This is a genomic window from Gardnerella vaginalis, from assembly GCF_001546485.1.
GTDB lineage: Bacteria > Actinomycetota > Actinomycetes > Actinomycetales > Bifidobacteriaceae > Bifidobacterium > Bifidobacterium vaginale_D.
In genome coordinates this window covers 1-23,989 of the sequence record NZ_KQ956883.1, presented here as the reverse complement: position 1 = coordinate 23,989, position 23,989 = coordinate 1, and the positions used below count along the sequence as shown (strand labels likewise).

Below are 23,989 nucleotides of genomic sequence, written 5' to 3'. Positions count from 1 at the left end.
CTAGAAAATTTTAGTAAGTAATTCTACTATGCGTACTATTACATTGAAGCGATTGCCGCTGGAAAATATAAAACGCAAACCTTTGCGCACTTCTGCACTTATTGTTGTGGCTGCATGTTTGTCTGCAATATTTTTCGGCGGCTCGCTGCTTTCTATGAATCTTGCACAAGGCTTAAACAGTATGCGTGAGCGAATGGGAGCCGATATTATGGTTATTCCACAAGGCACGCATACTAAAGCTGAAGCACTTTTAACCAACGGTGGTTCTAGTACATTTTATTTTACTAATAATATTGAGGATTTAGTAAGACGTTCGCCTGGAGTTCAAAAAGCAAGTGCACAAACGTATATTTCTTCACTTTCAGCAGGATGTTGTGCGGAAAAATTACAAATTATTGGTTTTGATCCAGATTCAGACTTCGTTATTGGTCCTTGGATTTATTCGCAGCACAAAAAAACTTTGCAAAAAGGTGAGATGATTGCTGGAGCAAACGTACTTGTTTCTTACATGCATACGGTTCGTCTTTTTGGGCATCAATGGCCTGTAGTAGCTCAGCTCGCAAAAACTGGTACGAGCATTGACAATTCAGTATTCGTGCGCCGCGAGAGTGTGCCGCAAGTAGTCGAATATTCTACAAAAGTGCACCACACTGCCATTCCTAAAGAGTATGCAAAAAAAGCAATTTCTGCTGTTTTAGTAAAAATAAGCAAAGGTTATAGTGCTAAACAAGTTGCCGAAAATATTCGTAAAACAACTAGGATTCCAAGCATTGGAATAGTTTTTCCAGGTGGAATTACTGCAACTACTCAAGCTAATCTTGGTGTTGTAACGCGTACCTTAACGCTCGTAATAGCGGCATTCTGGATTGTTGGTATGTTGGTTCTGATTGCAGTTTTCGCAACATCTGTGAATGAGCGTAAAAAAGAATTTGCTTCTTTACGCATACTGGGAGTTAATCGAACGATGCTGTTGTCAATTGTTGCTCACGAGTCCGCAATACTTGGTTTTGTGGGAGGTGTTATTGGTGTTGCATTTGCAAGTCTTATACTCTTCCCTTACAGCTCGCTTATTGCGCAGCAAGTGCAACTTCCATATTTGGAGGTAACGGCGTTACCGGTAATAGTACTTATGACTGTGAGTGTGATGCTCGCAACAATGGTCGTTATTGTAGCTTCAGTACTTACTACGTGGCGTATTGCCATACGTGAAACGTATGTAACTCTTCGAGCAGGGGAGTAGTCAGCATGAGTGAAAAATCGGTATTGAATAATGAAAAATCAGTATCTCATAGCGAAAAATCACCTCTTGTTGCACTCAAACTTATGCATGTGACACGAGAGTTTGTGCGACGAAAGCACAGATTTGCTGCAGTAAATAATGTGAGTTTTTCGTTGAGTTGCGGTGATTTTGTGGCAATTGTTGGAAAATCTGGCAACGGAAAATCTACTTTACTAAATTTGATTGCAGGATTACTGAAGCCAACTCACGGAAGTGTAACGGTTTGCGGCGAAGAGATTTCTGCGCCCAAATTTAGTGATGCGCAGGTATCTCAATTGCGTGCGCAAAATTTAGGTTTCGTTACGCAATCACAAACGCTTTTGCCGAATATTACTGTATACGATAATATTTTTCTGCCTGTTCAGATTGCTAAAAGTAGCAATCAAAAAGGCAGTAATCAAAAAAGTAGCAATCAAAAAAACAAGAGTGCAGACGTTGAAGATTACTACTCAAATCGCGCTCTTAATCTGTGTAAGCAATTGCATATTGAAGAATTGCTGTGGTGTTATCCAAGGGAGCTTTCCGGTGGTGAGATGCGTCGCGTAATGATTGTGCGCGCTCTTATCAATAATCCAAAACTTCTACTTCTTGATGAGCCTACTGGTGATTTGGATTCTGAGCATACTCGCATAGTTATGGAAATATTGCGTACTGCATCAAATAATGGTTCAGCTGTGCTGATGGTAACGCATGATATTGATGCTGCTCGAAGTGCGGATCGCACCTACACAATGGATGCTGGCTCCATTCGCTGAAATTAGTTCGCGTTTGGAGGTTTTGGACTGGCGTATCGCTCCAAATGCGCGCAACTTTTCTCGCGTTTGGAGGGTTTAGTGTGGGTTTGCGCTCCAAACGTGAGGAACTTAGTTCGCGTTTTCCTATTTTTTGATGCGCGAGTTTTTATACACAACGCATTGACCCCTGCCACGCAATCGCATAGCAGGGGTCAAGCGGTATGTCCTTAAGAATTAAATCGACGAAATTAACGAGCGTAGTATTCGACGACGTACTGGATGTTGACTTCAACTGGAATCTGATCGACTTCCGGCTTACGAGTCAAAGTAGCCTTCAAAGAGGCAAGATTCACATCGAGGTAACCAGGAACTGCTGGCAAAACGTCGCGATGAACGCCTTCTGCAGCCATCTGGAATGGAACCATGGTCTGGCTCTTAGCACGAACCTGAATGGTCTGACCTGGCTTCACGCGGTAAGATGGGCGATCAACAAGATTGCCATCAACCAAAATGTGACGATGTACAACAAACTGACGAGCCTGGGCAGTGGTGCGAGCAAAGCCTGCGCGCAAAACCAAAGCATCAAGACGAGTTTCCAAATCGGTGAGCATTGCGTCACCGGTCTGACCTGCAGTGTGCGTACCCTTCTCGTAAGCAGCACGAAGCTGCTTCTCGGAAAGACCGTACTGAGCGCGAAGACGCTGCTTCTCGCGAAGACGTACTGCGTAATCGGACTCGGTACGACGACGAGTGCGGCCGTGCTCACCTGGAGCATATGGGCGCTTCTCGAAGATACGCTGAGCCTTTGGGGTCAAAGCGATGCCGAGGGCGCGAGAAAGACGCACCTGACGGCGAGAACGCTGAATGTTAGTCATAGCTAATCCTTTAATTCTGTCGTTATCTGAACGGAACGCAAGTCAAACTTTTAAGCATTCGTTAAAATACTTGAAAATTACTCACGCTGAGCCGGCCTCTCCAGTGCTTCTTCGTGCTAACACACGAACGCGTAAGTATTAAAACGTTGAAATAACGCCATAACTACCGCGCGCCGACCCACTGATGGGCTAAGGCTCCAGATGATGCTTACACAAAATAGGCATCGTTTCTAATTCTACACACCAGTAAGAATAATTGCTGATATTTTTCGCACAAATCGGTTGCTTGTATGTTTATGAAGTTTTGCAGTTGTGCTCTGCAGACGTTGAGTACTTATTGCGTAGAGAACACTAACATTAGTGCTGCGAAGGCAATTCGGAGCGTGAGCTTGCTCAAGGTTGAAAGCACAGTGTGCTTTCAACGCAAGCTCAGCAGCGAGTACACGCAAAGTGTACGAGCGTTGTACACGATGCTGAAATTTCCTTGACCTCACAACACTAAACACCGAACACATTAGCCAAAACTCATAGACGATACTCAAGAATCTCGCAAAATAAAATCGCCACTTAAGAAAACCCACCAGCCAAACACCAGCCAAAACTCGCTCCACATTAAACAAAATCGCAACTAAAATATATGTACCGCGTGGTGCAATAATGGAGTTATGTTGCTGCATCTTTATTTAGTGCGTCACGGTCAGACGCTATTTAATCGTTACAATCGTCTGCAAGGTTGGTCAAATTCTCCGCTTACGGAAAAAGGTTTGAAGGATGCTGATACGGCTGCAAAAAAGCTGGAAAATGTTACTTTTGCCGCCGCATACTGTTCGGATACTACGCGTGCGCAAATCACAGCTCAGCGTATTCTCGACGTAAACGAAGCAGCTGGTAACGCTCGTCCGAAGCTTGTGAGCGATATGCATTTTCGCGAGCAATGCTATGGCTATTTTGAAGGTCAAGATATGCAAATGGCTTGGTGGGCAGCGGGTGCTCCTCATGGAGCTCACACTTATAATGAAATTGTTGAAAAGTTTGGGCTTGCAGCCACTCGTGACATGCTTAAAGAGGCAGATCCTTTCCACGATGCCGAGTCAGATATTGAGTATTGGACTCGCGTAGAGGAGGGTTTTGCGCTAATTGCTGCAAATGCTTCATTGCATGATGGAGATAATGTTTTGCAAATTTCACACGGAAATACACTTTTGAGTTTGATGCACCGTTTTGCTCCTGCCGGTTACGATTTAAGCGAACGTCCAGCAAATGGAAGTGTAACGCGACTTGATTTTGACACTACTCAGCCCATTGATAATGCCATCACTATTCAAGGCTATGACGAGTAGCTTTTGCTTTTACTTGCTTAAGACATATGCGTCGTTACCGTTCGTTAGTCTTAAGTCATTGCGAAGGGTTGAATACATAGTCTGTTTTGCTGTTATATGAGCTTTCAGCACAGCGAAATCTTAAGCAAAATAGTACAGAAAGAGGTTACGATGAGCGTTGGAGACATAGCTGCTCTTATTGCTGCAATTGCATTTGCTGTGCTTTCAGGCTTTTTGATTTATCCGTTAATCAGATTGGGCAAGTTGTTTGATCAGATTGCGAAAACTGTTAAAGAGTCGGGTGAGCATGCGATGCCTGCAATTGATGAGTCGGTTACAACTATTAAGCAGGTGAATAAAACTCTTGACGATGTAAATGCTGTTTCAGGAGCTACTCGCACAACTGTTACAAATATTGGTGCTCTTACCGACTTGTATGGAGCATTCTTAGGTAAACCAATTGTGAAGATTGCTGCTGCCGGCTATGCACTCAAAGACACAGTTGCTTCTTTCTTTAATAAGCCAACGGTGCCAACTGATTCACATTCTACTGGACGTCACGCTGCAAAAGAATCTTCCGATAGCACTGCAAGCAGGGGTGAGTAATGTTTAAGCGCTTATTTTGGATGTGTGTTGGCATTGTAATTGGTGTACTTGCAGTAACAAAAGCACGTGCTTACGTAAAAGCGAAAATGCCGGATACTGCTCGCAAATTTATGTTTAGTAAAGAGCCGGAAAATATTACTTTGACTACTGTGTTAGGTTTGTTGAAAGATTTTAACGCTAGTCGCAAAAAGCATGAAGCTGAGCTTAATTCGCGTTATGCTCATCGCCGTCACGAAGAATTTTAATGAGGATTTTGTTAAATCTGCTTGCGTTTTATGAGAATGCGAGTTGGAAGAGTTTGTTTAAGTTAGGTATTGAAGTACTATATTGAATGTTTGCATGATTGCGTCGTGCGTCATGCGGCACGATTTCATGTAACATGTGTGTGCTTTTACACATAACTGTTTGATTGAATCTTGCTAAAAATTACACAAGGAGTTCGTACGTATGCGCACAGCAGAAATTGCAAAGCGTTATCTTGACTATTTTGCTAAAAATGGTCATATGGTCGTTCCTTCGGCTTCTCTTATTTCGCCGAACCCAACGACATTGTTTACTATCGCCGGCATGGTGCCGTTTATTCCTTACTTGCTTGGTGAGCAGACGCCTCCTTCGCGCCGCATGGCATCAAACCAGAAGTGCGTGCGTACGCTCGATATTGATGAAGTTGGTAAAACTACTCGTCACGGCACGTTCTTCCAAATGGTTGGTAATTTCTCGTTTGGCGATTACTTTAAGGAAGAAGCAATACATTATGCTTGGGAGCTTTTAACTAGTCCTCAAGATAAAGGTGGATATGGTTTTGATCCAGAAAAGCTTTGGGTAACCACGTACACTGACGACGATGAAGCTCGCGCAATTTGGAAGAACGAGGGCTTTGACCCAGAGCATATGCAAGTTTTCGGTATGGAAGATAACTTCTGGACTACTGGTGGTCCTGGTCCTGGCGGTCCATGCTCTGAAATTTACGTTGATCGCGGTCCTAAGTACGGTCGTGATGGTGGTCCTGCCGCTGACGAATCTCGCTTTATTGAGATTTGGGATTTGGTTTTTGAAAATTACCAGGTAGATAACGTCAAGTCTAAGACCGATTTGCATATTGCTGGTGAGCTTGATCAGAAGAATATTGATACCGGCGCTGGTTTGGAGCGTTTGGCTTACCTTATGCAAGGTAAAGAAAATATTTATGAAACTGACGAAGTTTACCCAGTTATTGAAGCTGCAGAAAAGCTTAGTGGTGTAAAGTACGGAAGCAATGCTGATGCTGATGTTCGTTTCCGCGTTGTGGCAGATCACGTGCGTTCCGCTTTGATGATTATGAGCGACGGCGTGCGTCCAAGTAATGTTGGCCGCGGCTACGTTCTTCGTCGTCTTCTTCGCAGAACTGTTCGCGCAATGCGTATGCTTGGCGTGCAAGACCCAGTTTTGCCAACCCTGTTCCCAGTTTCTAAGGGCGCTATGGAGCCAAGCTATCCGGAGCTTAACGATACTTTCCACGAAGTAAGTGAAGCTGCCTACGGTGAGGAAGATGCTTTCCGCCGCACTCTAGAAAAGGGCACGACTATTCTCGACTTGGCTGTTGAAAAAGCTAAGAAAGAACACAAGGACGACCCTATGGTTGGCGGCGCAGACGCCTTTACTTTGCACGATACTTACGGCTTCCCAATTGAGTTGACTCTGGAGATGGCTGCCGAGCAAGGTGTTAAGGTTGATGAAGCTAAGTTCCGCGAGCTTATGAGCGAGCAGAAAGGTCGCGCTCGCGCTGATGCTTTGAAGAAGCGTCACAATGTGGATGTGAGTGTTTACGACGATATTAAGAAAGAACTTGAAAAGCCAATTGACTTCCTCGGTTACACTGACTTCTCCAGCCGTTCCAACGTTTTGGCAATTGTTGAGGCAGGTAAAGGTTCTGTTAAAAGTGTCACCGCTCCTGCAAACGTTGAGGTTATTCTCGATCGCACGCCATTCTACGCTGAGCGTGGTGGTCAGATTGCAGATCAGGGCGAGATTATTTCCGACGACGGCGCAATTTTGGAAGTTGACGATGTTCAGCGTCCAATCAAGGATTTGATTGTTCACAGCTGCCGTTTGACTGAAGGTACGCTTAACGTTGGCGCTCCTGTAAACACGAATATTGATCAGGTCCGTAGGGCTGCTTTGGCACGAAGCCACACAGCTACACATACTCTTCACAAGGCTTTGCGTGAAGAGCTTGGTCCTCAGGCAACTCAGCGCGGTTCCGTGGTTGATCCAGACCGCTTGCGCTTCGACTTCCAGTGGCCAAAGGCTGTTGATAAGGATGCGCTTTCACGCGTTGAAGCTCGTGTCAACGAGCGTATTCGCGACGATTTGCAGGTTGTTCCTAAGGAAATGCCAATTGACGACGCTTTTAAGCTTGGAGCAATGCACTTGTTCGGCGAAAAGTACGGCGATGTTGTGCGCGTGGTTGAAATTGGCGACGGTTGGAGCCGCGAGCTTTGCGGTGGCACTCACGCTAAGAGCACCGGCAAGATTGGTATGGTCACTATTCTTTCGGAGTCTTCCATTGGCTCTGGTGTTCGTCGTATTGATGCACTTTGCGGCGAGGCAGCGTACGAGTATGGCGCTCGCGAGCACGCTTTAGTTGCTCAATTTGCAGACATGGTGAACGCTCGCCCAGACGAGTTGGTTGAACGTTTGGAATCCTTGCTTAACAAGATGAAGGATTCGGATCGTAAGCTCGCTGCAGTCTATGAGTCTCGGCTCGCTAATTCCGTTCCAGCTCTGATTGAGGCTGCTAAAGCTGCTGCCGGAAACATTAAGTTGGCTGTTAAGAACGTTGGTAACTTTGGTTCCTTCGATACGCTCCGTAAGACGGTGCTCGACGTTCGCTCTCGCCTAGGTGAGGATGCTCCTGCAGTAGTAGTTTTGAGCGGCGTAAACGAGGATGATAAGCCAATGGTTGCTGTGGCCACAAACGAGGCTGCGCGCGGACTTGGAGCTAAGGCTGGTGACTTGGTTCGCATTGCTTCTAAGGTTCTCGGCGGCGGTGGTGGCGGCAAGCCGGACTTCGCTCAGGGCGGCGGTACGGATGCTTCTAAGATTGACGAAGCGTTGGAAGCTGTGAAGCGCCAGTGTCTAAGCTCGCATAATGCGTAGCTATCCGCTTAAAACAGAACGATATAATCTTTACCAAAAGCAGCACAAAATTCATGGTGTGGTTAGGTATTGATTTAGGTGATGCTAGGGTCGGACTTGCTCTTTCCGACCCTGAGCTCACTTTTGCGCACCCGATTGGTAATGTGCAAGTTTTCGGAGATTCTTTTAGAGCTATTGACGAAATTATGAGTCTAATAGAAGAAAATCAGGTTAAACGTGTTGTAATTGGCTTGCCTCTTCAATTAGACGGTTCTGAAGGAAAATCTGCGAAAAAAGCGCGTCGTTGGGGGAAAAATTTAGCTAAACGTATTCAAATAGCACAAAATGATGATGATTGGGCGCTTTCTTATGTGCCTGATATTGTTTGGAAGGATGAGCGTTTAACAACAGTTAGTGCTCATCGGCAGTTGCTACAAGCTGATTTTTCTACTCGGCAACATCGTCCTATGGTGGATCAGCAGTCAGCAGTGTTGATTTTGCAGTCAGCTCTTGACTCAAATCATGCAGAGTAGCTTTGAAGTGTGTGTAACAGAAGTAGAAATAACAAGAGGAGCATAGCGTGTCTGACAATTTTGACGAATTCTTTGACAAACATGCGCAATGGACTGAGCATGATGGTAAGCCGTCGTCAAAATCAACTCATTCTTCTACTAGCTCATCTTCAACTGCTAGTTCACGCAGAAAAGCAAGAGCTCGCTCTGAAGCAAAAAAACGTAAGCAACGAGCAAAAATAGTTCTAGTTATTCTACTTATATTCGTAGTAGGTGTTGTTGGCTGTGTGGGCTATAGCGCAGTGAAATCGTGGCATTCTGCTCATGATAGTGAAATTGTTGCAGATTGGTCAGGACCTGGTTTTGGATCAGTTGAATTTACTGTTGATACTGGCGAAGGTGCTATTGCTATCGCCGCAAAATTAGTGAAAGCAAATGTTGTTAAATCGCAGGCAGCATTTACTTCTGCTGTTGCAGCAAATAATAAAATCTTGTACCCGGGTGTTTACTTGTTGAAGAAGCATATGGCTGCCATAGACGTGGTTAATATTCTTTCCGATCAAACAAAGGCAGGTGGCTTCCTTGATGTTCGTGCAGGAGAGCATGCGACGGATATTTTGCAACGTGCTTCAAGTCTATCTGGAATAAGTCTTGACAAGTTTAAGGCAGTTTTAGCAGATGGTGTTGCTGGCATTTTGCCTCCTGAAGCCCATGGCAATGTTGAGGGTTGGCTTGAGCCTGGAGTCTATAATGTAAAGTCTATGAAAAGTGCAGAAGATATTCTTGCTGCAATGATCAAAAAGCGCATTTCTAAGCTTGATTCGCTTGGTATTCCTCAAGGTGATAATCGTGAGAGAGCGTTGATAATCGCTTCAATCGCTGAAGCTGAAGTGAATAATCGTGAATATTACGGCAAAGTTGTGCGCGTAATACTTAACCGTTTGGCAAAAGATATGCCACTTGGCATGGATTCTACTGTTGCTTACGGTGCAGGAGTAAAGCCTCTAAAGATTACGCAAGCGATGCTTGATGATGCTCATAATCCGTATAACACGCGTATTCACAAAGGTTTGACGCCTACACCTATTGGTATTGCTGGAGACGATGCGCTGCTTGCTACTCTTAAGCCTCAGGATGGATCGTGGATTTACTTTGTAACTACGAATTTGAAAACCGGTGAAACAAAGTTTACGGATAACGAAAAAGAATTCTTACAATTCCGCGACGAATATAAGCGCAACAATCCTGAAGGTAATTAAAATAAAGATTATTTTTTGGTTTGGCGCTCCAAACGCGAGAAGAGTTTTCCACGTTTGGAGGGTTTTAACCACATATATGTGTTGAGGTTGTAACAGTTTTGCAAGTTTTCGTAATCTGCTTTAATGAATCAATTAATTAGTACGATAATATCGCTGCTGCCAACAATCGCATGCTTAATTTCAGTTTGCATAACGGATATAAAAAGTCGCGTAGTTCCAAGACTTTGGATTATTATTGCGCTATTTTTTCAATCTTTTGCGAATCTTATATATTCGATTATTTGGTTTAGAAATATTAGTGCGCTGATGTTAGGATGGATTTCTTGCGTAATTATTTTTGCAATTTACTGGATTATGCAAAAAATTTCAGCAAAAAATGCTATCGGCTTCGGAGATATTACAAGCGCGGTAATGATTGCGCAAGCCTTAGTATTATTCGGCTTTGACTGCTTAATTTACTGGTTTGCTTTAGTTGGAGTAGTTGGCTTAGTTTGGCTTTTAGCATGGAAAATTTACTGCAAAATCCGCATGCTAGCTAAAGCATCAATACCATTCGTACCGGTAGAAGCAATATCTGCCTTACTTGCAGCATTGCTGTCAATCACAACCCACTCAATACTCGGTAGTTAGTAGAGTAAGTAGTTAAACGCGTAAATGAGTTAAGAATGGAGAATAGCATGCTGAGATGGCAAACGGCAGGGGAGTCGCACGGTGAAGCATTAGTTGCCATGATTGAAGGTTTGCCGGCTGGTGTGCGCGTAACGAGCAACGATGTTGTTGCGGAGCTTGCGCGTCGTCGCCTTGGTTATGGCAGAGGTGCCAGAATGAAGTTCGAGCAAGACAAAGTGCGGCTTCTTACTGGAGTTCGTCATGGGGTAACGCTTGGTTCACCGATTGCTGTGGAAATTGCGAATACAGAGTGGCCAAAGTGGACGGAAGTAATGAGCGCGGATCCTTTGGATTATGAGATTTCAAAAGAAGGGCGAAATGCGCCACTTTCTAGACCGCGTCCAGGGCATGCGGATTTAACTGGCATGAGAAAGTACGGTTTTGATGATGCTCGCGAGGTTTTGGAACGTTCAAGTGCTAGGGAAACAGCTTCGCGAGTGGCTTTGGGTGCCGTGGCTGCTGCATTTTTGGAACAAGCTTTAGGTGTGCGCACTGTTGCGCATGTTGTTGGCATCGGTGGTGTATATGCTAACAAAAGTTTAGGTTTACCAACACCTGACAATATTGCTGATTTGGATGCTTCCCCAGTTCGCACTCTCGATAAAGATGCTGAAGCGCGAATGATTGCTCGCATTGATGAAACAAAAGCGAATGCGGATACGCTCGGTGGAGTCGTGGAAGTTCTCGCATATGGAATGCCTGCAGGAGTCGGTACGTATGTGGAGTCAGATCGCCGCTTAGATGCAGCGCTCGCGTCAGCGCTTATGGGAATCCAGGCTATTAAAGGTGTGGAAATCGGAGATGGCTTTGCAGAAGCGGATCGCCCTGGATCGGCTGCTCACGACGAAATAGTAACAGACGAAAACGGTAAAATTAAGCGTCTTACTAATCGCGCTGGTGGTATTGAAGGTGGCATGTCAAACGGCGAAATTATTCGCGTGCGTGCTGCAATGAAACCAATTCCGTCTATTCCGCGCGCTTTGCGGACAGTAGACGTTCTAACTGGCGAAGCTGCTCAAGCTATTAATCAGCGTTCTGATTTTACTGCTGTGCCAGCGGCTTCCGTAGTTGCAGAAGCGATGGTAAGACTTACTTTAGCAAAATATGCTTTAGAAAAATTCGGTGGAGATAGTATCGAAGAAACTAAGCGCAATGCTACTCAATATGTTCAGTCTTGGAAAGAGCACATGCGGTGAATGTAAAAGCGGTGAATGTGACCACAGTAGGCGAGAATAAAATGCCGTTAGCTGTTATCATTGGCATGCCTGCAGCTGGAAAATCGCGTGTTGGTCGTGAAGTTGCGCACATCATGCATCTGCCTTTTTACGATACTGATACCATGATTGAGCACAATATTGCTATGTCAATTACGCAATATTTCGAGCAATATGGTCAAGAGGCTTTTCGTAAAGTAGAAGCTCGCGTAGTGCGCGACATAATTTTGGGAAATCAAGCTGCGGAAGGCATTGTGGCACTTGGCGGTGGTGCTCCTATTCGTGAAGAAACGCAAGAAGTTTTGCGAAAATACATGAATTTGGGTGGTCGTGTTGTTTATTTACAAGCAAACGTAAAAGAAGCTGTTGAACGCGCGAGTTGGAATAATAATCGCCCAATGCTTATCGGTGACGATGCTGAAAAACGTTGGATGGAATTATTTGAGCAGCGAGATCCAATTTTTAGAGCAGTATCAAATATTCATATGCCAACAAAAGGCTCTACGCCATACATGGCTGCAGAAAAATTAAGGAGCATGATTATGCAACGCATAGTGCATGTTACAGGCGAAGCGATTGAACCCTACGATGTGCGAATTGGTGACGGCGCAATGCATCTTTTGCCGCAGATGCTTGGGACTAAGCCAATGCGAGTAGCACTTGTTCACACGCAGCCAGTTCAACGTCACAGTGACAAGGCGCGCGCTATTCTGCGCCAAGCAGGTTATGAAGTTTTTGACATGCTTGTTCCGGATGCGGAAGCCGGAAAAACTATGAAAGTTGCAAGTGGACTTTGGGCGCGACTTGGGGATGCAGGTTTTACTAGATCCGACGCAATTGTTGGCTTAGGCGGCGGCGCTGCAACGGATGTAGCTGGTTTCGTTGCAGCAACCTGGATGCGTGGAATTCGTTATGTAAACTGCCCTACTTCGCTTCTTGCAATGGTTGACGCATCTACGGGCGGTAAAACTGGTATTAATACGGATGCTGGAAAGAATCTAGTTGGCAGTTTTTATACTCCAGCTGGCGTTTTAGCAGATACTTCTACGCTTGCAACTCTTCCAAACGATATTCTTATTGAAGGTTTGGGAGAGGTTGCAAAATCTGGGTTTATTCGTGACGGCGAAATTTTAAAGATTCTTAGCGACTCCCATAATGCCAGACTTTTGCGTGAGTTTAATGGCAATCAGCTAGAAAATAATACTGAGCTTCAAAATCTTATTGTGGAACTTATTGATCGCACAGTTCGTGTGAAAGCATATCATGTATCGAGTGACTTAAAAGAACAGGGTTTGCGTGAGTTTTTGAATTACGGACATACTTTAGGTCATGCGATTGAGCAGATTGAACATTTCCGTTGGCGTCATGGAAACGCAGTTGCTGTTGGCATGGTTTTTGCGTCGGAGCTTGCGCAAATTTTGGGATATTTGGATGCGGAAGACGTTGCATATCATCGTTCGCTTTTAGATTCGCTCGGATTACCAACTTTGTGGCAGTATGGAGAAGATGTTGAATCGGCGTTTGAGCATGTGCTTAATCTTATGCATCGCGACAAAAAAGCGCGCGGCAATATGTTGCGATTTGTAATTTTAGATGGTATTTCAAATCCTATTCATCTTGACAATCCTCCTAGTGAAGCGGTTCAGGAAGCGTTTAGACGAGTTTATCAGCAAAATTAATGAATCTTACGAGGTAATAATGGAAAATCATCAGCTAAAAAAAGTGCTTGTAGTAAACGGGCCGAATTTAGGTCGTTTAGGTGTACGTCAGCCGGACGTATATGGTAGTGAGAATTTTGAAACCTTGCGCGAGTATTGTGAACAATGGGGTACGGAGCTTGGTTTCAAAGTAGAAGTGTGCCAAAGTGACGACGAAGCACAAATGGTTCACTGGATGCACGAAGCTGCTGATACTCATACGCCAGTTGTGATGAATCCTGCTGCCTTTACACATTACAGTTATGCGCTTGCGGATGCGGCTCACATGGTGTTGGATGCAGGCGTACCACTTATGGAAGTACATATTTCTAATCCTGCTGCGCGTGACGCTTTCCGTAAAATTAGTGTAATTAGTCCTGTTGCAACTGGCACTATTACCGGCATGGGATTGTATGGCTACAAGCTTGCTTTAGAAGCCGTTGCACATCTTGTTTGATTTTGTTTGATTTTTTGCGAATCAACACCCGCGTCGAGGCTCGAAGATACCATGGAGTTCCATGGTTAGAAGCAAACATGGTAACTCTCAGGAGCATATTACAAAGCATATTTTTGTCACTGGTGGCGTTGTTTCGTCCCTTGGAAAAGGTCTTACCGCATCTTCGTTAGGCCGACTTTTACGCAGTCGCGGATTGCATGTATTACAACAAAAACTCGATCCTTATATCAATGTTGACCCGGGCACAATGAACCCATTCCAGCATGGTGAAGTCTATGTGACGGAAGATGGTGCAGAAACAGATCTCGATATTGGTCATTATGAACGATTCCTCGATGTTTTCTTAAGCCAGAAAGCGAATGTAACTACAGGTCAGATTTATCAATCTGTGCTTCGTAAGGAGCGCGCTGGTGAATATTTGGGCCAGTGCGTGCAAGTTATTCCGCATATTACTGGCGAAATTAAGTCGCGTATGCGCGCGCAAGCAAGTGACGACGTAGATGTGATTATTACGGAAATCGGCGGCACGGTTGGTGATATTGAGTCCCAGCCGTTCCTTGAGGCTGCTCGCGAAGTTCGCCGCGATTTAGGCCCAGAAAACTGCATGTTTGTGCACGTTTCTTTAGTGCCTTATATTGCTGCAGCCCACGAATTAAAGACTAAGCCAACTCAGCATTCTGTGATGATGCTTCGTCAGCTTGGCATTTCTCCAGATGCTCTTGTTTTGCGTTCGGATCGTCCGCTTAATCAAGGAATTAAAGATAAGATTTCGCTAATGTGCGATGTTGATGCTGAAGGCGTTGTGAACTGCGTTGATGCCCCAAGCATTTACGATGTGCCAAAGATTTTATTCAACGAGGGCTTGGATGCTTACGTTGTTCGTGAGCTTGAGCTTCCATTCCACGATGTTGATTGGAACGAGTGGGAAGATTTGCTTGAGCGCGTGCATCATCCGAAGCATGAGCTCAACATTGCAATCGTTGGAAAGTATATTGATTTGCCAGATGCATACCTTTCCGTTACTGAGGCTATTAAGGCTGGTGGTTTTGCAAACTGGGCTAAAGTTAACGTGCGCTGGGTTGCTGCCGACAAGTGCGAAACTCAAGAAGGTGCGGCTGCAGCTCTTGACCAAATGGACGGCATGGTTATTCCAGGCGGCTTCGGCATTCGCGGTATTGAAGGTAAGATTGGCGCGCTCCGTTACGCTCGCGAGCACGGCTTACCAACACTTGGTCTTTGCCTTGGCTTGCAGTCCATGGTTATTGAGTACGCTCGTCACGTGCTTGGGCTTGAGGATGCTAATTCCACTGAGTTTGAGAAGGATTGTGGTGACCCAGTAATCGCAACTATGGAAGAGCAGAAGGATATTGTGGCTGGTAAGGGAGATATGGGTCACACAATGCGACTTGGCTCTTATCCTGCAACGCTTGAAGAAGATTCTATTGTTGCTGAGCTTTACGGCACGACACATGTTACTGAGCGTCACCGTCACCGTTATGAAGTGAATGTGGCGTATAAGGATCGTTTGCGTGAAGCCGGTTTGCGTATTAGCGGTCAAAGCCCAGATGGTAATTTGACTGAGTTTGTGGAGCTTCCAAAGGAAGTTCACCCATTCTACGTAGCAACCCAAGCTCATCCAGAGTTTAAGTCTCGCCCAACTAAGCCTCATCCACTGTTTGCTGGCTTGGTTGCGGCGGCTCTTGAGCATCAAGCAGCTGCTCAAAATAGCAAGGCAGATAACTAGTCTTAAGTATGTAAAAATAAGCGGTAGAACTGGGTTTCCTAAGTTTTACCGCTTTTGTTTTATGAGATTGTGATAAACATTACGTTTTGCGTGTAACACAGCTATACCACGAAATCGCATTACGCGGTAACCTTAGATAGGTAAGTAATGTGAGTAGGGAGAGCGTAAGAGTGATGCTTACGGGGGCAGCTTTTGCGAATTGATGCGCATGATGATGCGCACAGTGATGCGTTATGTGTGGAGGTGTTATAGACGTTATGGGCGTTACAGAAAATAATGATCATGATTCATTAAAAAATAAAGCTGCAGACGTTGAAATGAGCCAGTATGTGGCAGATCGCGCTCGCGTTAATGAGGATAAAATTCGCCAGGACGAGCAAATCGTTGCTGAATTTGGCGAGTACAATTACGGCTGGCATGATTCGGATGCTGCAGGCGAGGCTGCAAAGAAGGGTATTGACGAGTCGGTTGTTCGCGCAATTTCTGCTGACAAAAATGAGCCGGAATGGATGCTAAATCTTCGTCTGCAAGGCTACCGTGCATTTTTGCAAAAGCCGATGCCGGATTGGGGAGTAGATTTAAGCGGTTTTGACGCTGACGATTTTAAATATTATGTGCGTCCGGTTCACGATCAAGCGAAAACTTGGGATGATTTGCCAGAAGATATTCGCAAAACTTACGATCGTTTAGGCATTCCGGAAGCTGAAAAAAAGCGTTTAGTTTCTGGCGTTGCAGCGCAGTACGAGTCGGAAGTTATTTACAATTCGATTCGTGAAGATTTAGCAGCTCAAGGCGTAATTTTTGTTGATACGGATACAGCAGTGCAAAAGTATCCAGAGCTGGTAAAAAAGTATTTTGCAACTGTGATTCCGGTTGACGACAACAAGTTTGCGGCTCTGAACACTGCGGCTTGGAGTGGTGGCTCGTTCGTGTACGTTCCAAAAGGTGTTCATGTGGATATTCCTCTTCAGGCTTACTTCCGCATTAATACGCCGAATATGGGTCAGTTTGAGCGTACGTTGATTATTGCAGACGAAGGCTCGTACGTGCATTACGTTGAAGGTTGCACGGCTCCGATTTATTCCACGGATTCTCTTCACGCTGCAAACGTTGAAATTGTTGTGGAAAAGCATGCGCGCGTGCGATACACAACTGTGCAAAACTGGTCAAATAACGTGTATAACTTGGTAACTCAGCGAGCTTACGTGCGCGAAGGTGGCACAATGGAGTGGGTTGACGGCAACATTGGCTCCAAAGCTACTATGAAGTATCCTGCTTGTATTCTCGCAGAGCCGTATGCAAAAGCAGAAACTATGTCTTTGAGCTTTGCTGGCTGTGGCCAGTATCAGGATACTGGTGCGAAAATGATTCATTTGGCTCCGCACACGAGTTCAACGATTGTTGCGAAGTCGATTTCGCGCGGCGGCGGACGTTCAGCTTACCGTGGTCTTGTGAAGATTATTAAAGGCGCGAGAGGCTCTAGTTCTTCGGTTGTGTGCGATGCTTTGCTTGTTGACGATTTTTCTAGGTCCGACACTTATCCGCATGTTGATGTGCGCGAAGATGACGTTTCGATGGCTCACGAGGCTACTGTTTCCAAGGTTTCCGAAGATCAGCTTTTCTACTTGATGAGTCGTGGGCTTGAAGAAAAAGAGGCTATGGGCATGATTGTGCGCGGCTTTGTGGAGCCGATTAGTCGTGAGCTGCCAATGGAGTACGCACTTGAGTTGAATCGCTTAGTTGAGCTGCAAATGGAAGGATCCGTTGGCTGATGAGCGAGATAGCAAGTAGTGAAAATATGGAAGATACTGGGTTTAAAAATACTATGTCTGAAAATATTACTGATTCTAAAAACTCTTCTGCGCGTAAGGAAATTACTATTCCTGTAGCAGATCCTAATGATCCGTATGCGGTTCCTGCCGCAATGCCTTCTAGTGCCGATAAATCCGTGCGCTCGTTCAATGTGGAAGATTTTGCGATTCCAACTCGTAAGCAGGAAGATTGGCGATACACTCCAGTTGAGCGAATTCCCGAGTTTTTCGAGCGTTTCGAGCCTTCTAATAGTATCCAAGTAACGCTTGAAGGCGTTGACGGAGCCGCTTTGGATGATTCTTACGTTGGAAGCGACGGTTCCGTAAGTTTGCAAGTAAAGCCGCAAAACGAGGCTCCTCACACCGACATGAAACCTTCTGATCGCGCGGCTGCAGTCGCATGGAATGCGGCGAAGCAAGCGCACGTACTTCACGTATCTGGCGAAATCAAAAAGCCAATCGTGCTGAAAATTCAGGGTAATCTCGCAAATAGCGCAAATGAAAACGCTGTACAGTCGCTTGACGCACTGCACTTAGTAATCGAAGCTGACTCTCGCTCGAATGCGGATATTATTATCGAACATACCGGATGCGCGAAACTTGCTGAAGGTGTGGAAATTATCCTCGGAAAGCACGCGCACGTTTCTACTACCTTTATTCAAGAGTGGGATTCGGGCAGCAAACACGTTGGAAATCAGCGTATTCACGTAGGTGAAGGCGCTTCGCTTCGCCACACAATGGTCACTCTTGGCGGAGATGTTGTGCGCATTCGCATGGATCAGGATTTTGGCGGCGAGCAGGGCGATTTGAACATGCTTGGCATGTATTTTGTAGATCCTGGCGAGCATGTTGAGCACCGCACAATGGTTGTGCACAATTATCCAGAATGCAAGTCCCGAGTCGTGTACAAGGGCGCTTTGGAAGGAAAGGGCGCGCATTCGACTTGGGTTGGAAACGCGCTTATTAAGCCGGAAGCTCCTGGCACAGATTCGTACGAGTTGAACCGTAATTTGGTGCTTACTCCTGGCGCAATCGCCGATTCTGAGCCGAATTTGGAAATTGAGAACGGCAATATTATTGGTGCCGGTCACGCAAGTTCAGTCGGTCGATTTGACGACGAAGAGCTTTTCTACTTGCAGTCTCGCGGAGTTAGTGAGATTGAGGCTAGAAAGCTTGTTGTGCGCGGATTCTTTAACGAGCTTATTGAAGAAATTGGCGTTCCGGAAATTGTTGATCACTTAATGAAGGCTATTGAGCGCCGTCTTGCAAGAACGGAAGAATAGGAGAAAAACATGTCAACTTTGGAAATTAAGGATTTATACGCTTCTGTAGAAACCAAAGAAGGTCGCAAGCAAATCTTAAAAGGCGTAAATCTTACAGTTCATTCTGGCGAAACGCATGCAATCATGGGTCCTAACGGATCTGGAAAATCTACTCTTGCCTACACTTTGGCAGGTCACCCAAAGTATGAAGTCGATTCTGGTCAAGTACTTCTCGACGGCGAAGATATTTTGAAAATGACTCCTGACGAGCGCGCAAAAGCTGGATTATTCCTCGCAATGCAATACCCAGTAGAGGTACCGGGCGTATCTATGACGAACTTCCTTCGCACTGCAAAAACCGAAGTAGATGGCAAGGCACCATCTTTAAGAAGCTGGGTGAAAGAACTCAGCGAGGCTATGAAAAAGCTTCGCATGGATCCAAAATTTGCGTCACGCTCTGTAAACGAGGGCTTCTCTGGCGGCGAAAAGAAGCGCGCGGAAGTTTTGCAACTAGAGCTTTTGAAACCAAAGTTTGCAATTTTGGACGAAACTGATTCCGGACTCGACGTTGACGCGCTTCGAATTGTGTCGGAAGGTGTGAATAGAGCCAAAGAAAACACCGGTTTGGGTATTATGATGGTCACGCATTATACGCGAATCCTCAAGTATATTAAGCCGGATATCGTGCACGTTTTTGCGCAAGGTCACTTTGTAAAGACGGCTGGCCCGGAGCTTGCGGACGAGCTGGAAGAAGAAGGCTACGACAAGTACTTGCCGGAAGGTGCAACCGAGTCGGCACTGGCTTAAGCGCAGTTTAAGTACAGTTTAATCTATCTGTATATTTGTAAAAATAGCGTAAAAATAACGTAACAATAACGGTTTAATATGGCTACAGAAAATATTATGCGAGAATTTAGCGATTTGCGCTCGCAGTTTCCGATTTTACGTCGCACAGTTCACGGCACTTCGCTTCACGATACTGTGCACGGAAAACCCTTGATTTACTTGGATTCTGCAGCAACTTCGCAAAAGCCGCAAGTTGTAATCGACGCCGAAAAAGAGTTTTACGAAACAATTAACGCTGGTGTACACAGGGGAGCGCACGAGTTGGCAGCCCTTTCCACGGTTGCGTTTGAACAAGCGCGTGCGAAAGTTGCGTTGCTTGTTGGGGCGTGTGCAGATGCTGGTAGCGAGGAAATTGTTGTTACTCCGGGCGCTACAGGCGCGCTGAATCTTCTCGCAACTGCTATTGGTAACGCTAGTGCGAAGGCAAAAATCTGCAAAAAAGACAGTGCTGATTTAGCTGATTCTGCAGACTCTACCGATTCTAAGCGTGCTTTCCACCAAAATTTCGCGCTTCGAGAAGGTGACGTAATAGTCGTATCTCGCGCGGATCATCACTCTGTTTTGCTGCCATTCCAAGAGCTTGCTCTTCGAACTGGTGCTGAGCTTCGCTGGATTGACGTAACAGAGGACGGCCGCGTGCGCACGGATGAAGATTATTTGCGAACAATTATTGACGAGCGCACAAAAATCGTTGCAGTTACGCATATTAGCAACGTTACTGGTGCTATTACGGATGTTTCGTCGATTTGCAAGCGCGCTCACGAAGTTGGTGCGATTTTTGTGCTCGACGCATGCCAGTCAGTGCCGCATATTCCGGTTGATTTTCACGCGTTAAACGTTGATTTTGCAGCATTTAGTGCGCATAAAATGTACGGTCCTACGGGAGTTGGATTCTTGTATGGTCGCCGTGAGCTTTTGAACGCTCTTCCGCCGGCGAATTTTGGCGGTTCAATGGTGGAGCTTGCGTGGCTTAACAAGCCAGCGCAATACATGGATGCGCCTTACCGTTTTGAAGCTGGAACTCAGCCGGTTGCGCAAATGGTTGCTGCTGGCGTTGCAGCGGATTGGTTGCGCGCGGTGGGCATGAACCGAGTTGCAGAGCATGAGCAGGAAATTGCTGCAGAATTGCTAACATTGCAGGATGTTCCGGGCGTTCGCGTTTTGGGGCCAACTGATTTAGAGAATCGAATTGGCACGGTTGCTTTTGAAGTTGAAGGCGTACATCCGCACGATGTTGGACAATTTTTGGACGCGCAGGGCATTGCGATTCGCGTTGGGCATCATTGTGCTCAGCCGATTCACCGTCATTTTGGCGTATATGCTTCAAACCGCGCTTCTGTTGGCGTTTATAACACGATTGACGAAGCTCGCGCGCTTGTTGAAGCCGTCTCCCACGTTCGCGCCTACTTTGGCGCATAATATTGTTAGCGAGCGAGTTGGAAAGTTAGCGAGTTAGCCAAGCGAATCGGCGAGTCAGCATGCATTGTTTTATTTAATAGCTTTATGCCTTGTTTCTTTTAATATGCCTTTTTTAAAGTCAGACCACGAACCAAAAAATTTTTCATCTGTCTTTGTTATGTGTTTATTTTCGTATTTGAGTTTTGTAAGTTCTACCATGCAAATGTAATCTGCTATTTGTGCTAGACGATACTGTGATTGTTTTGCGTATCTGTATATGGTCGCATTTTTTGACAAACTATATTCCATTGCTTTGTGTATTGCATTAACTATTGATTGCTGACCATTGTCATAGTATATTTTTATTTTTTCATATTGTTGCATATATTCCATATTGTCGAATAAAAAATTAATTAAATCTTTGCGCATTGCCGCAGACAATTGACTTGTTGATTCGTATTTTCTGTTTGTGTATACAAAAGTATGGTAATGAATTTCAACGTGCCTGAAGAATATTCTAAATGATTGCAATAATTTTTTTCTTGTAGACATGTCTAAACATTTATAATTATCTTTTTTGTTCATAAGAGGTGAAGCATGAAAGGGTATATTAGGAAGTAGTCTTTGTTCGAGTGAGTTTTCGTAAAGTTTTATTGAATAATCTAAATTATTTGATTGATCATGAAGTACGATAGTTAGTATGTAATAATAGTCTGATAAATTATCGCTGCCTGATTCGTCTATGAATATGCTAAGTTCTCTCATGCTTTCCCCAACTTTTTGACTTATAACCCAACTACACGGATAAGTAAGTAAAACAAAAGCCGGGGAAAACGTCCCCGGCACTTGGAAGCCTTTACAAAAGACCTCTTATAATTGTATCACATATACGACACTATTAAATACTTATTTTCTTGCGGCTATTACTACGATTGTTTAAAAATAATATTTGAAATAATTGAATTTGAAAATATAAAGCATAAACTTGTGAAGTTGATATGTTATTGAAAAAAGTTGTTGAGTTTTCTAATGATGAATCGTTTATTAAAAAATAAGTGATTAAATATTGTTAGCGAGCGAGTTGGAGAGTTAGCGAGTTAGAAAGTAGGTAAGGAGTGCGTATGTTTGATATGGGTTTTGGTGCGGGCGCTGGTTTTGGTGCGGGCGCTGGTTTTGGTGCAGGTGCTGGTTTTGGTGCAGGTGCTGGTTTTTCAGATGCGTCTGGTGACGGCTTGGAAAGCATGTATCAAGAAGTGATTTTGGATGCTGCGCGAAATCCGCATGGCAAAACTCATTTTGAAAGCACGGATGCGCTCGCACAAGCGGAACTGCAGGAAGAATCTCAAGAATCTGCTGAAAAGACAGAAAATGCAGAATCTGCTAAAGCTACAGAAAATGCAGAATCTGCTGAAATCACACTAAATAATACTCACGAAAGTTGCGCTGTTGCATCTGGCGAAAACTCTGCTTTAGGCCAATCGCACCAATTCAATCCAACTTGCGGCGACGAAGTCACCATGCGTGTGGAACTTTCAAATAGCGCGAACCTAAAAAACCCAATAATTTCAAGCGTTAAGTGGGACGGTCACGGCTGCTCGATTTCGCAAGCAAGCCTTTCGATGATGGTTGATTTGGTCGAAGGAAAGTCGGTTGACGAAGCGTTGCGATTAGACGCGCTCTTCCACAAACTTATGGAATCTCGAGGCGTAGGTTTGCAAAACGAAGAGGACGAAGATGCGCTGGAAGACGCAATGGTTTTGCAAGGCGTATCGCGCTATCCGATGCGAATCAAGTGTGCGCTTTTGGCGTGGGAAGGCTTAAAAGACAGCATTGCAAAGGCTTCACAAAACTTAAATCCGCAAATTCTTGGCAGCTTGTAAAATCGAACTTTGGTACAAGCAAAGCAAGGAATATTATGGTAGAAAATCAATCGGCAATTGATGTGCAAGCGGCATCTAAGGAAACGCAGCCAGCTCCTTTAAGCGCGAACGATATTGGCAGGGTTACCGAAGAAGATATTAAGGAATCGCTTCACGATGTTGTCGATCCGGAATTGGGTATTGATGTTGTTGATTTAGGCTTGGTTTATGGCATTGAAATTGACGAGCTGGGTCGCGCGATTATTACCATGACGCTTACAACTCCAGCTTGCCCGCTTACTGATTTGATTGAGGACGAGTGTGCGAATGCGCTCGCAGGTTTGGTGGAAGAGTTTCGCATTGATTGGACGTGGAAGCCACGCTGGAGCGTTGAAAACATTAATGAAGACGGTCGCGCGCAGCTTGAGGCGCTTGGATACAATCTCAACAGTTTGCAGGCGAGTTTTGCAGCAGGTGCTGTTGGCGGTGCTGGTTTGATGGGCGCTGATGATATGAGCGCTGGTATTCCGCCAACTGTGTGACTTGGATTATCTTAACGTTCGTTTTTAGTGTTTTTCTTAATATCGGTATAAACAAGTGGAAATTATGAGCGCAGAAATTAAGGCAGTGAGTGCAAACGGAATTTGCGATATTTCCGATATAAATAATGTGCGCGAATCTGCTTCGAGAGAAATCACTGACGTTGTTTTTGACTTGCAGCTGCTAGTGGATTGGGATGCGCGCCGCACGCTGGCTGCAGATTATCCGGATTTTATTGGGGAAGTGCTTTTTAGTTTCGAGCCGGAATGGGGATTTGAGTTTCACGAGTCTTTGCGCGAGGCTGGGTGGAGTAGAAGTCGCGCGTTGACTTCATTTGATGAGCATCACGGGCCGGCAGTTACGTGGCTATATCGTTTGTATTTTGAGCGTTTCGAGTGTGGTTTTGTGGGCGAGCGCGCGGATGCTTCGGCTGCGGCGCGCGAGTTGATTGCTAGCGACGTGCGCGTGTGGGCGTTGGGTAATGCTTCTAGCGATTGGCTTAACTGCGCGCGAAAAACTTGCCCAATACTCGGCGAGCTTAACGGCGTTTGTGCATCTTACGAATCGCATTTGCGCAAACCCGACGTAATGCTTTACCGCGCGTTTTTGCAACAAGCCGGTCTTTCCGCTGCCTCCACGATTTTCCTCGAAGGTGACTCTCGCGCCGCTTCTGCGGCGTCGCTGCTTTATTCTTAAGCTGCATCTTAAGCTGTTGTTTTTCGTTACTGGTGCAGTATCAGTATGCAGTTTGCGTTCGCACGCTTTGACCGAGCTTGAAATCATTGGGATTT

22 protein-coding genes are annotated in these 23,989 nt (G+C 45.2%); 20 read left to right on the top strand and 2 right to left on the bottom strand.

The features are described 5' to 3' along the window. Nucleotides 1-28 precede the first annotated feature (28 nt). Together HMPREF3208_RS06290 and HMPREF3208_RS06285 are read left to right on the top strand one after the other, a co-directional pair. A complete protein-coding gene (locus HMPREF3208_RS06290; RefSeq protein ID WP_016637210.1) occupies nucleotides 29-1,240 on the top strand; it encodes an ABC transporter permease in 1,212 nt (403 codons plus the stop codon). Between the two features lie 5 nt (nucleotides 1,241-1,245). Beyond that, a complete protein-coding gene (locus HMPREF3208_RS06285) occupies nucleotides 1,246-2,034 on the top strand; it encodes an ABC transporter ATP-binding protein (RefSeq protein ID WP_064347820.1) in 789 nt (262 codons plus the stop codon). Between the two features lie 227 nt (nucleotides 2,035-2,261). Here HMPREF3208_RS06285 and rpsD read toward each other — a convergent pair whose 3' ends face one another. Then, the gene (gene rpsD / locus HMPREF3208_RS06280; RefSeq protein ID WP_004113375.1) at nucleotides 2,262-2,888 is read right to left on the bottom strand and encodes a 30S ribosomal protein S4; all 627 of its coding nucleotides are present in this window, start codon (nucleotides 2,886-2,888) and stop codon (nucleotides 2,262-2,264) included. 665 nt (nucleotides 2,889-3,553) lie between these two features. Here rpsD and HMPREF3208_RS06270 point away from each other — a divergent pair. From HMPREF3208_RS06270 to HMPREF3208_RS06200, 15 genes are all read left to right on the top strand, one after another. Next, on the top strand, nucleotides 3,554-4,228 hold the full coding sequence (locus HMPREF3208_RS06270; RefSeq protein WP_064347817.1) for a histidine phosphatase family protein: 675 nt from the start codon (nucleotides 3,554-3,556) through the stop codon (nucleotides 4,226-4,228). A gap of 150 nt (nucleotides 4,229-4,378) precedes the next feature. Then, nucleotides 4,379-4,813, top strand: coding sequence for a DUF948 domain-containing protein (locus HMPREF3208_RS06265; protein WP_032814526.1), 435 nt, complete (start codon nucleotides 4,379-4,381; stop codon nucleotides 4,811-4,813). Next, entirely contained in the window at nucleotides 4,813-5,058 is a 246-nt protein-coding gene (locus HMPREF3208_RS06260; RefSeq protein ID WP_016637539.1) for a hypothetical protein, read from the top strand. The genes HMPREF3208_RS06265 and HMPREF3208_RS06260 overlap by 1 nt, the downstream gene beginning before the upstream one ends. Before the next feature lie 202 nt (nucleotides 5,059-5,260). After that, the gene (alaS, locus tag HMPREF3208_RS06255; protein WP_064347816.1) at nucleotides 5,261-7,951 is read left to right on the top strand and encodes an alanine--tRNA ligase; all 2,691 of its coding nucleotides are present in this window, start codon (nucleotides 5,261-5,263) and stop codon (nucleotides 7,949-7,951) included. A 53-nt stretch (nucleotides 7,952-8,004) separates the two neighbouring features. Next, complete coding sequence (gene ruvX, locus HMPREF3208_RS06250; RefSeq protein WP_064347815.1) at nucleotides 8,005-8,463, top strand: Holliday junction resolvase RuvX; 459 nt, start codon at nucleotides 8,005-8,007, stop codon at nucleotides 8,461-8,463. Nucleotides 8,464-8,510: 47 nt separating this feature from the next. Next, nucleotides 8,511-9,701 (top strand): endolytic transglycosylase MltG, encoded by a 1,191-nt coding sequence (gene mltG, locus HMPREF3208_RS06245; RefSeq protein ID WP_064347814.1) that lies wholly within the window; start codon nucleotides 8,511-8,513, stop codon nucleotides 9,699-9,701. A gap of 123 nt (nucleotides 9,702-9,824) precedes the next feature. Beyond that, a complete protein-coding gene (locus HMPREF3208_RS06240) occupies nucleotides 9,825-10,331 on the top strand; it encodes a prepilin peptidase (protein WP_064347813.1) in 507 nt (168 codons plus the stop codon). A gap of 47 nt (nucleotides 10,332-10,378) precedes the next feature. Then, nucleotides 10,379-11,566 (top strand): chorismate synthase, encoded by a 1,188-nt coding sequence (gene aroC, locus HMPREF3208_RS06235; protein ID WP_032814532.1) that lies wholly within the window; start codon nucleotides 10,379-10,381, stop codon nucleotides 11,564-11,566. Between the two features lie 41 nt (nucleotides 11,567-11,607). Next, on the top strand, nucleotides 11,608-13,263 hold the full coding sequence (locus tag HMPREF3208_RS06230; RefSeq protein ID WP_081091207.1) for a bifunctional shikimate kinase/3-dehydroquinate synthase: 1,656 nt from the start codon (nucleotides 11,608-11,610) through the stop codon (nucleotides 13,261-13,263). Nucleotides 13,264-13,282: 19 nt separating this feature from the next. Beyond that, nucleotides 13,283-13,738 (top strand): type II 3-dehydroquinate dehydratase, encoded by a 456-nt coding sequence (locus tag HMPREF3208_RS06225; protein WP_016637532.1) that lies wholly within the window; start codon nucleotides 13,283-13,285, stop codon nucleotides 13,736-13,738. 61 nt (nucleotides 13,739-13,799) lie between these two features. Continuing rightward, nucleotides 13,800-15,482: a CTP synthase gene (locus tag HMPREF3208_RS06220; protein ID WP_016637531.1), complete on the top strand. Its 1,683-nt coding sequence runs from the start codon at nucleotides 13,800-13,802 to the stop codon at nucleotides 15,480-15,482. Nucleotides 15,483-15,739: 257 nt separating this feature from the next. Beyond that, nucleotides 15,740-17,254 carry a Fe-S cluster assembly protein SufB gene (gene sufB, locus HMPREF3208_RS06215; RefSeq protein ID WP_330986987.1) on the top strand — a complete coding sequence of 505 codons (1,515 nt, stop codon included), beginning with the start codon at nucleotides 15,740-15,742 and terminating at the stop codon, nucleotides 17,252-17,254. A 53-nt stretch (nucleotides 17,255-17,307) separates the two neighbouring features. Next, nucleotides 17,308-18,576, top strand: coding sequence for a Fe-S cluster assembly protein SufD (gene sufD / locus HMPREF3208_RS06210; protein ID WP_064347832.1), 1,269 nt, complete (start codon nucleotides 17,308-17,310; stop codon nucleotides 18,574-18,576). Between the two features lie 9 nt (nucleotides 18,577-18,585). Then, nucleotides 18,586-19,362: a Fe-S cluster assembly ATPase SufC gene (sufC, locus tag HMPREF3208_RS06205; protein WP_016637528.1), complete on the top strand. Its 777-nt coding sequence runs from the start codon at nucleotides 18,586-18,588 to the stop codon at nucleotides 19,360-19,362. 96 nt (nucleotides 19,363-19,458) lie between these two features. Continuing rightward, nucleotides 19,459-20,820 (top strand): SufS family cysteine desulfurase, encoded by a 1,362-nt coding sequence (locus HMPREF3208_RS06200; protein ID WP_064347831.1) that lies wholly within the window; start codon nucleotides 19,459-19,461, stop codon nucleotides 20,818-20,820. Nucleotides 20,821-20,889: 69 nt separating this feature from the next. Here HMPREF3208_RS06200 and HMPREF3208_RS06195 read toward each other — a convergent pair whose 3' ends face one another. Further along, nucleotides 20,890-21,564: a DUF3800 domain-containing protein gene (locus HMPREF3208_RS06195; RefSeq protein ID WP_016637526.1), complete on the bottom strand. Its 675-nt coding sequence runs from the start codon at nucleotides 21,562-21,564 to the stop codon at nucleotides 20,890-20,892. 356 nt (nucleotides 21,565-21,920) lie between these two features. On the opposite strand from HMPREF3208_RS06195, the gene sufU reads away from it, so the two are divergent. From sufU to HMPREF3208_RS06180, 3 genes are all read left to right on the top strand, one after another. Continuing rightward, nucleotides 21,921-22,679, top strand: coding sequence for a Fe-S cluster assembly sulfur transfer protein SufU (gene sufU, locus HMPREF3208_RS06190; protein WP_081091206.1), 759 nt, complete (start codon nucleotides 21,921-21,923; stop codon nucleotides 22,677-22,679). Nucleotides 22,680-22,714: 35 nt separating this feature from the next. Then, nucleotides 22,715-23,200: a metal-sulfur cluster assembly factor gene (locus tag HMPREF3208_RS06185; protein WP_016637523.1), complete on the top strand. Its 486-nt coding sequence runs from the start codon at nucleotides 22,715-22,717 to the stop codon at nucleotides 23,198-23,200. Between the two features lie 64 nt (nucleotides 23,201-23,264). Beyond that, nucleotides 23,265-23,894 (top strand): HAD family hydrolase, encoded by a 630-nt coding sequence (locus HMPREF3208_RS06180; protein ID WP_196488973.1) that lies wholly within the window; start codon nucleotides 23,265-23,267, stop codon nucleotides 23,892-23,894. Nucleotides 23,895-23,989: the final 95 nt, after the last annotated feature.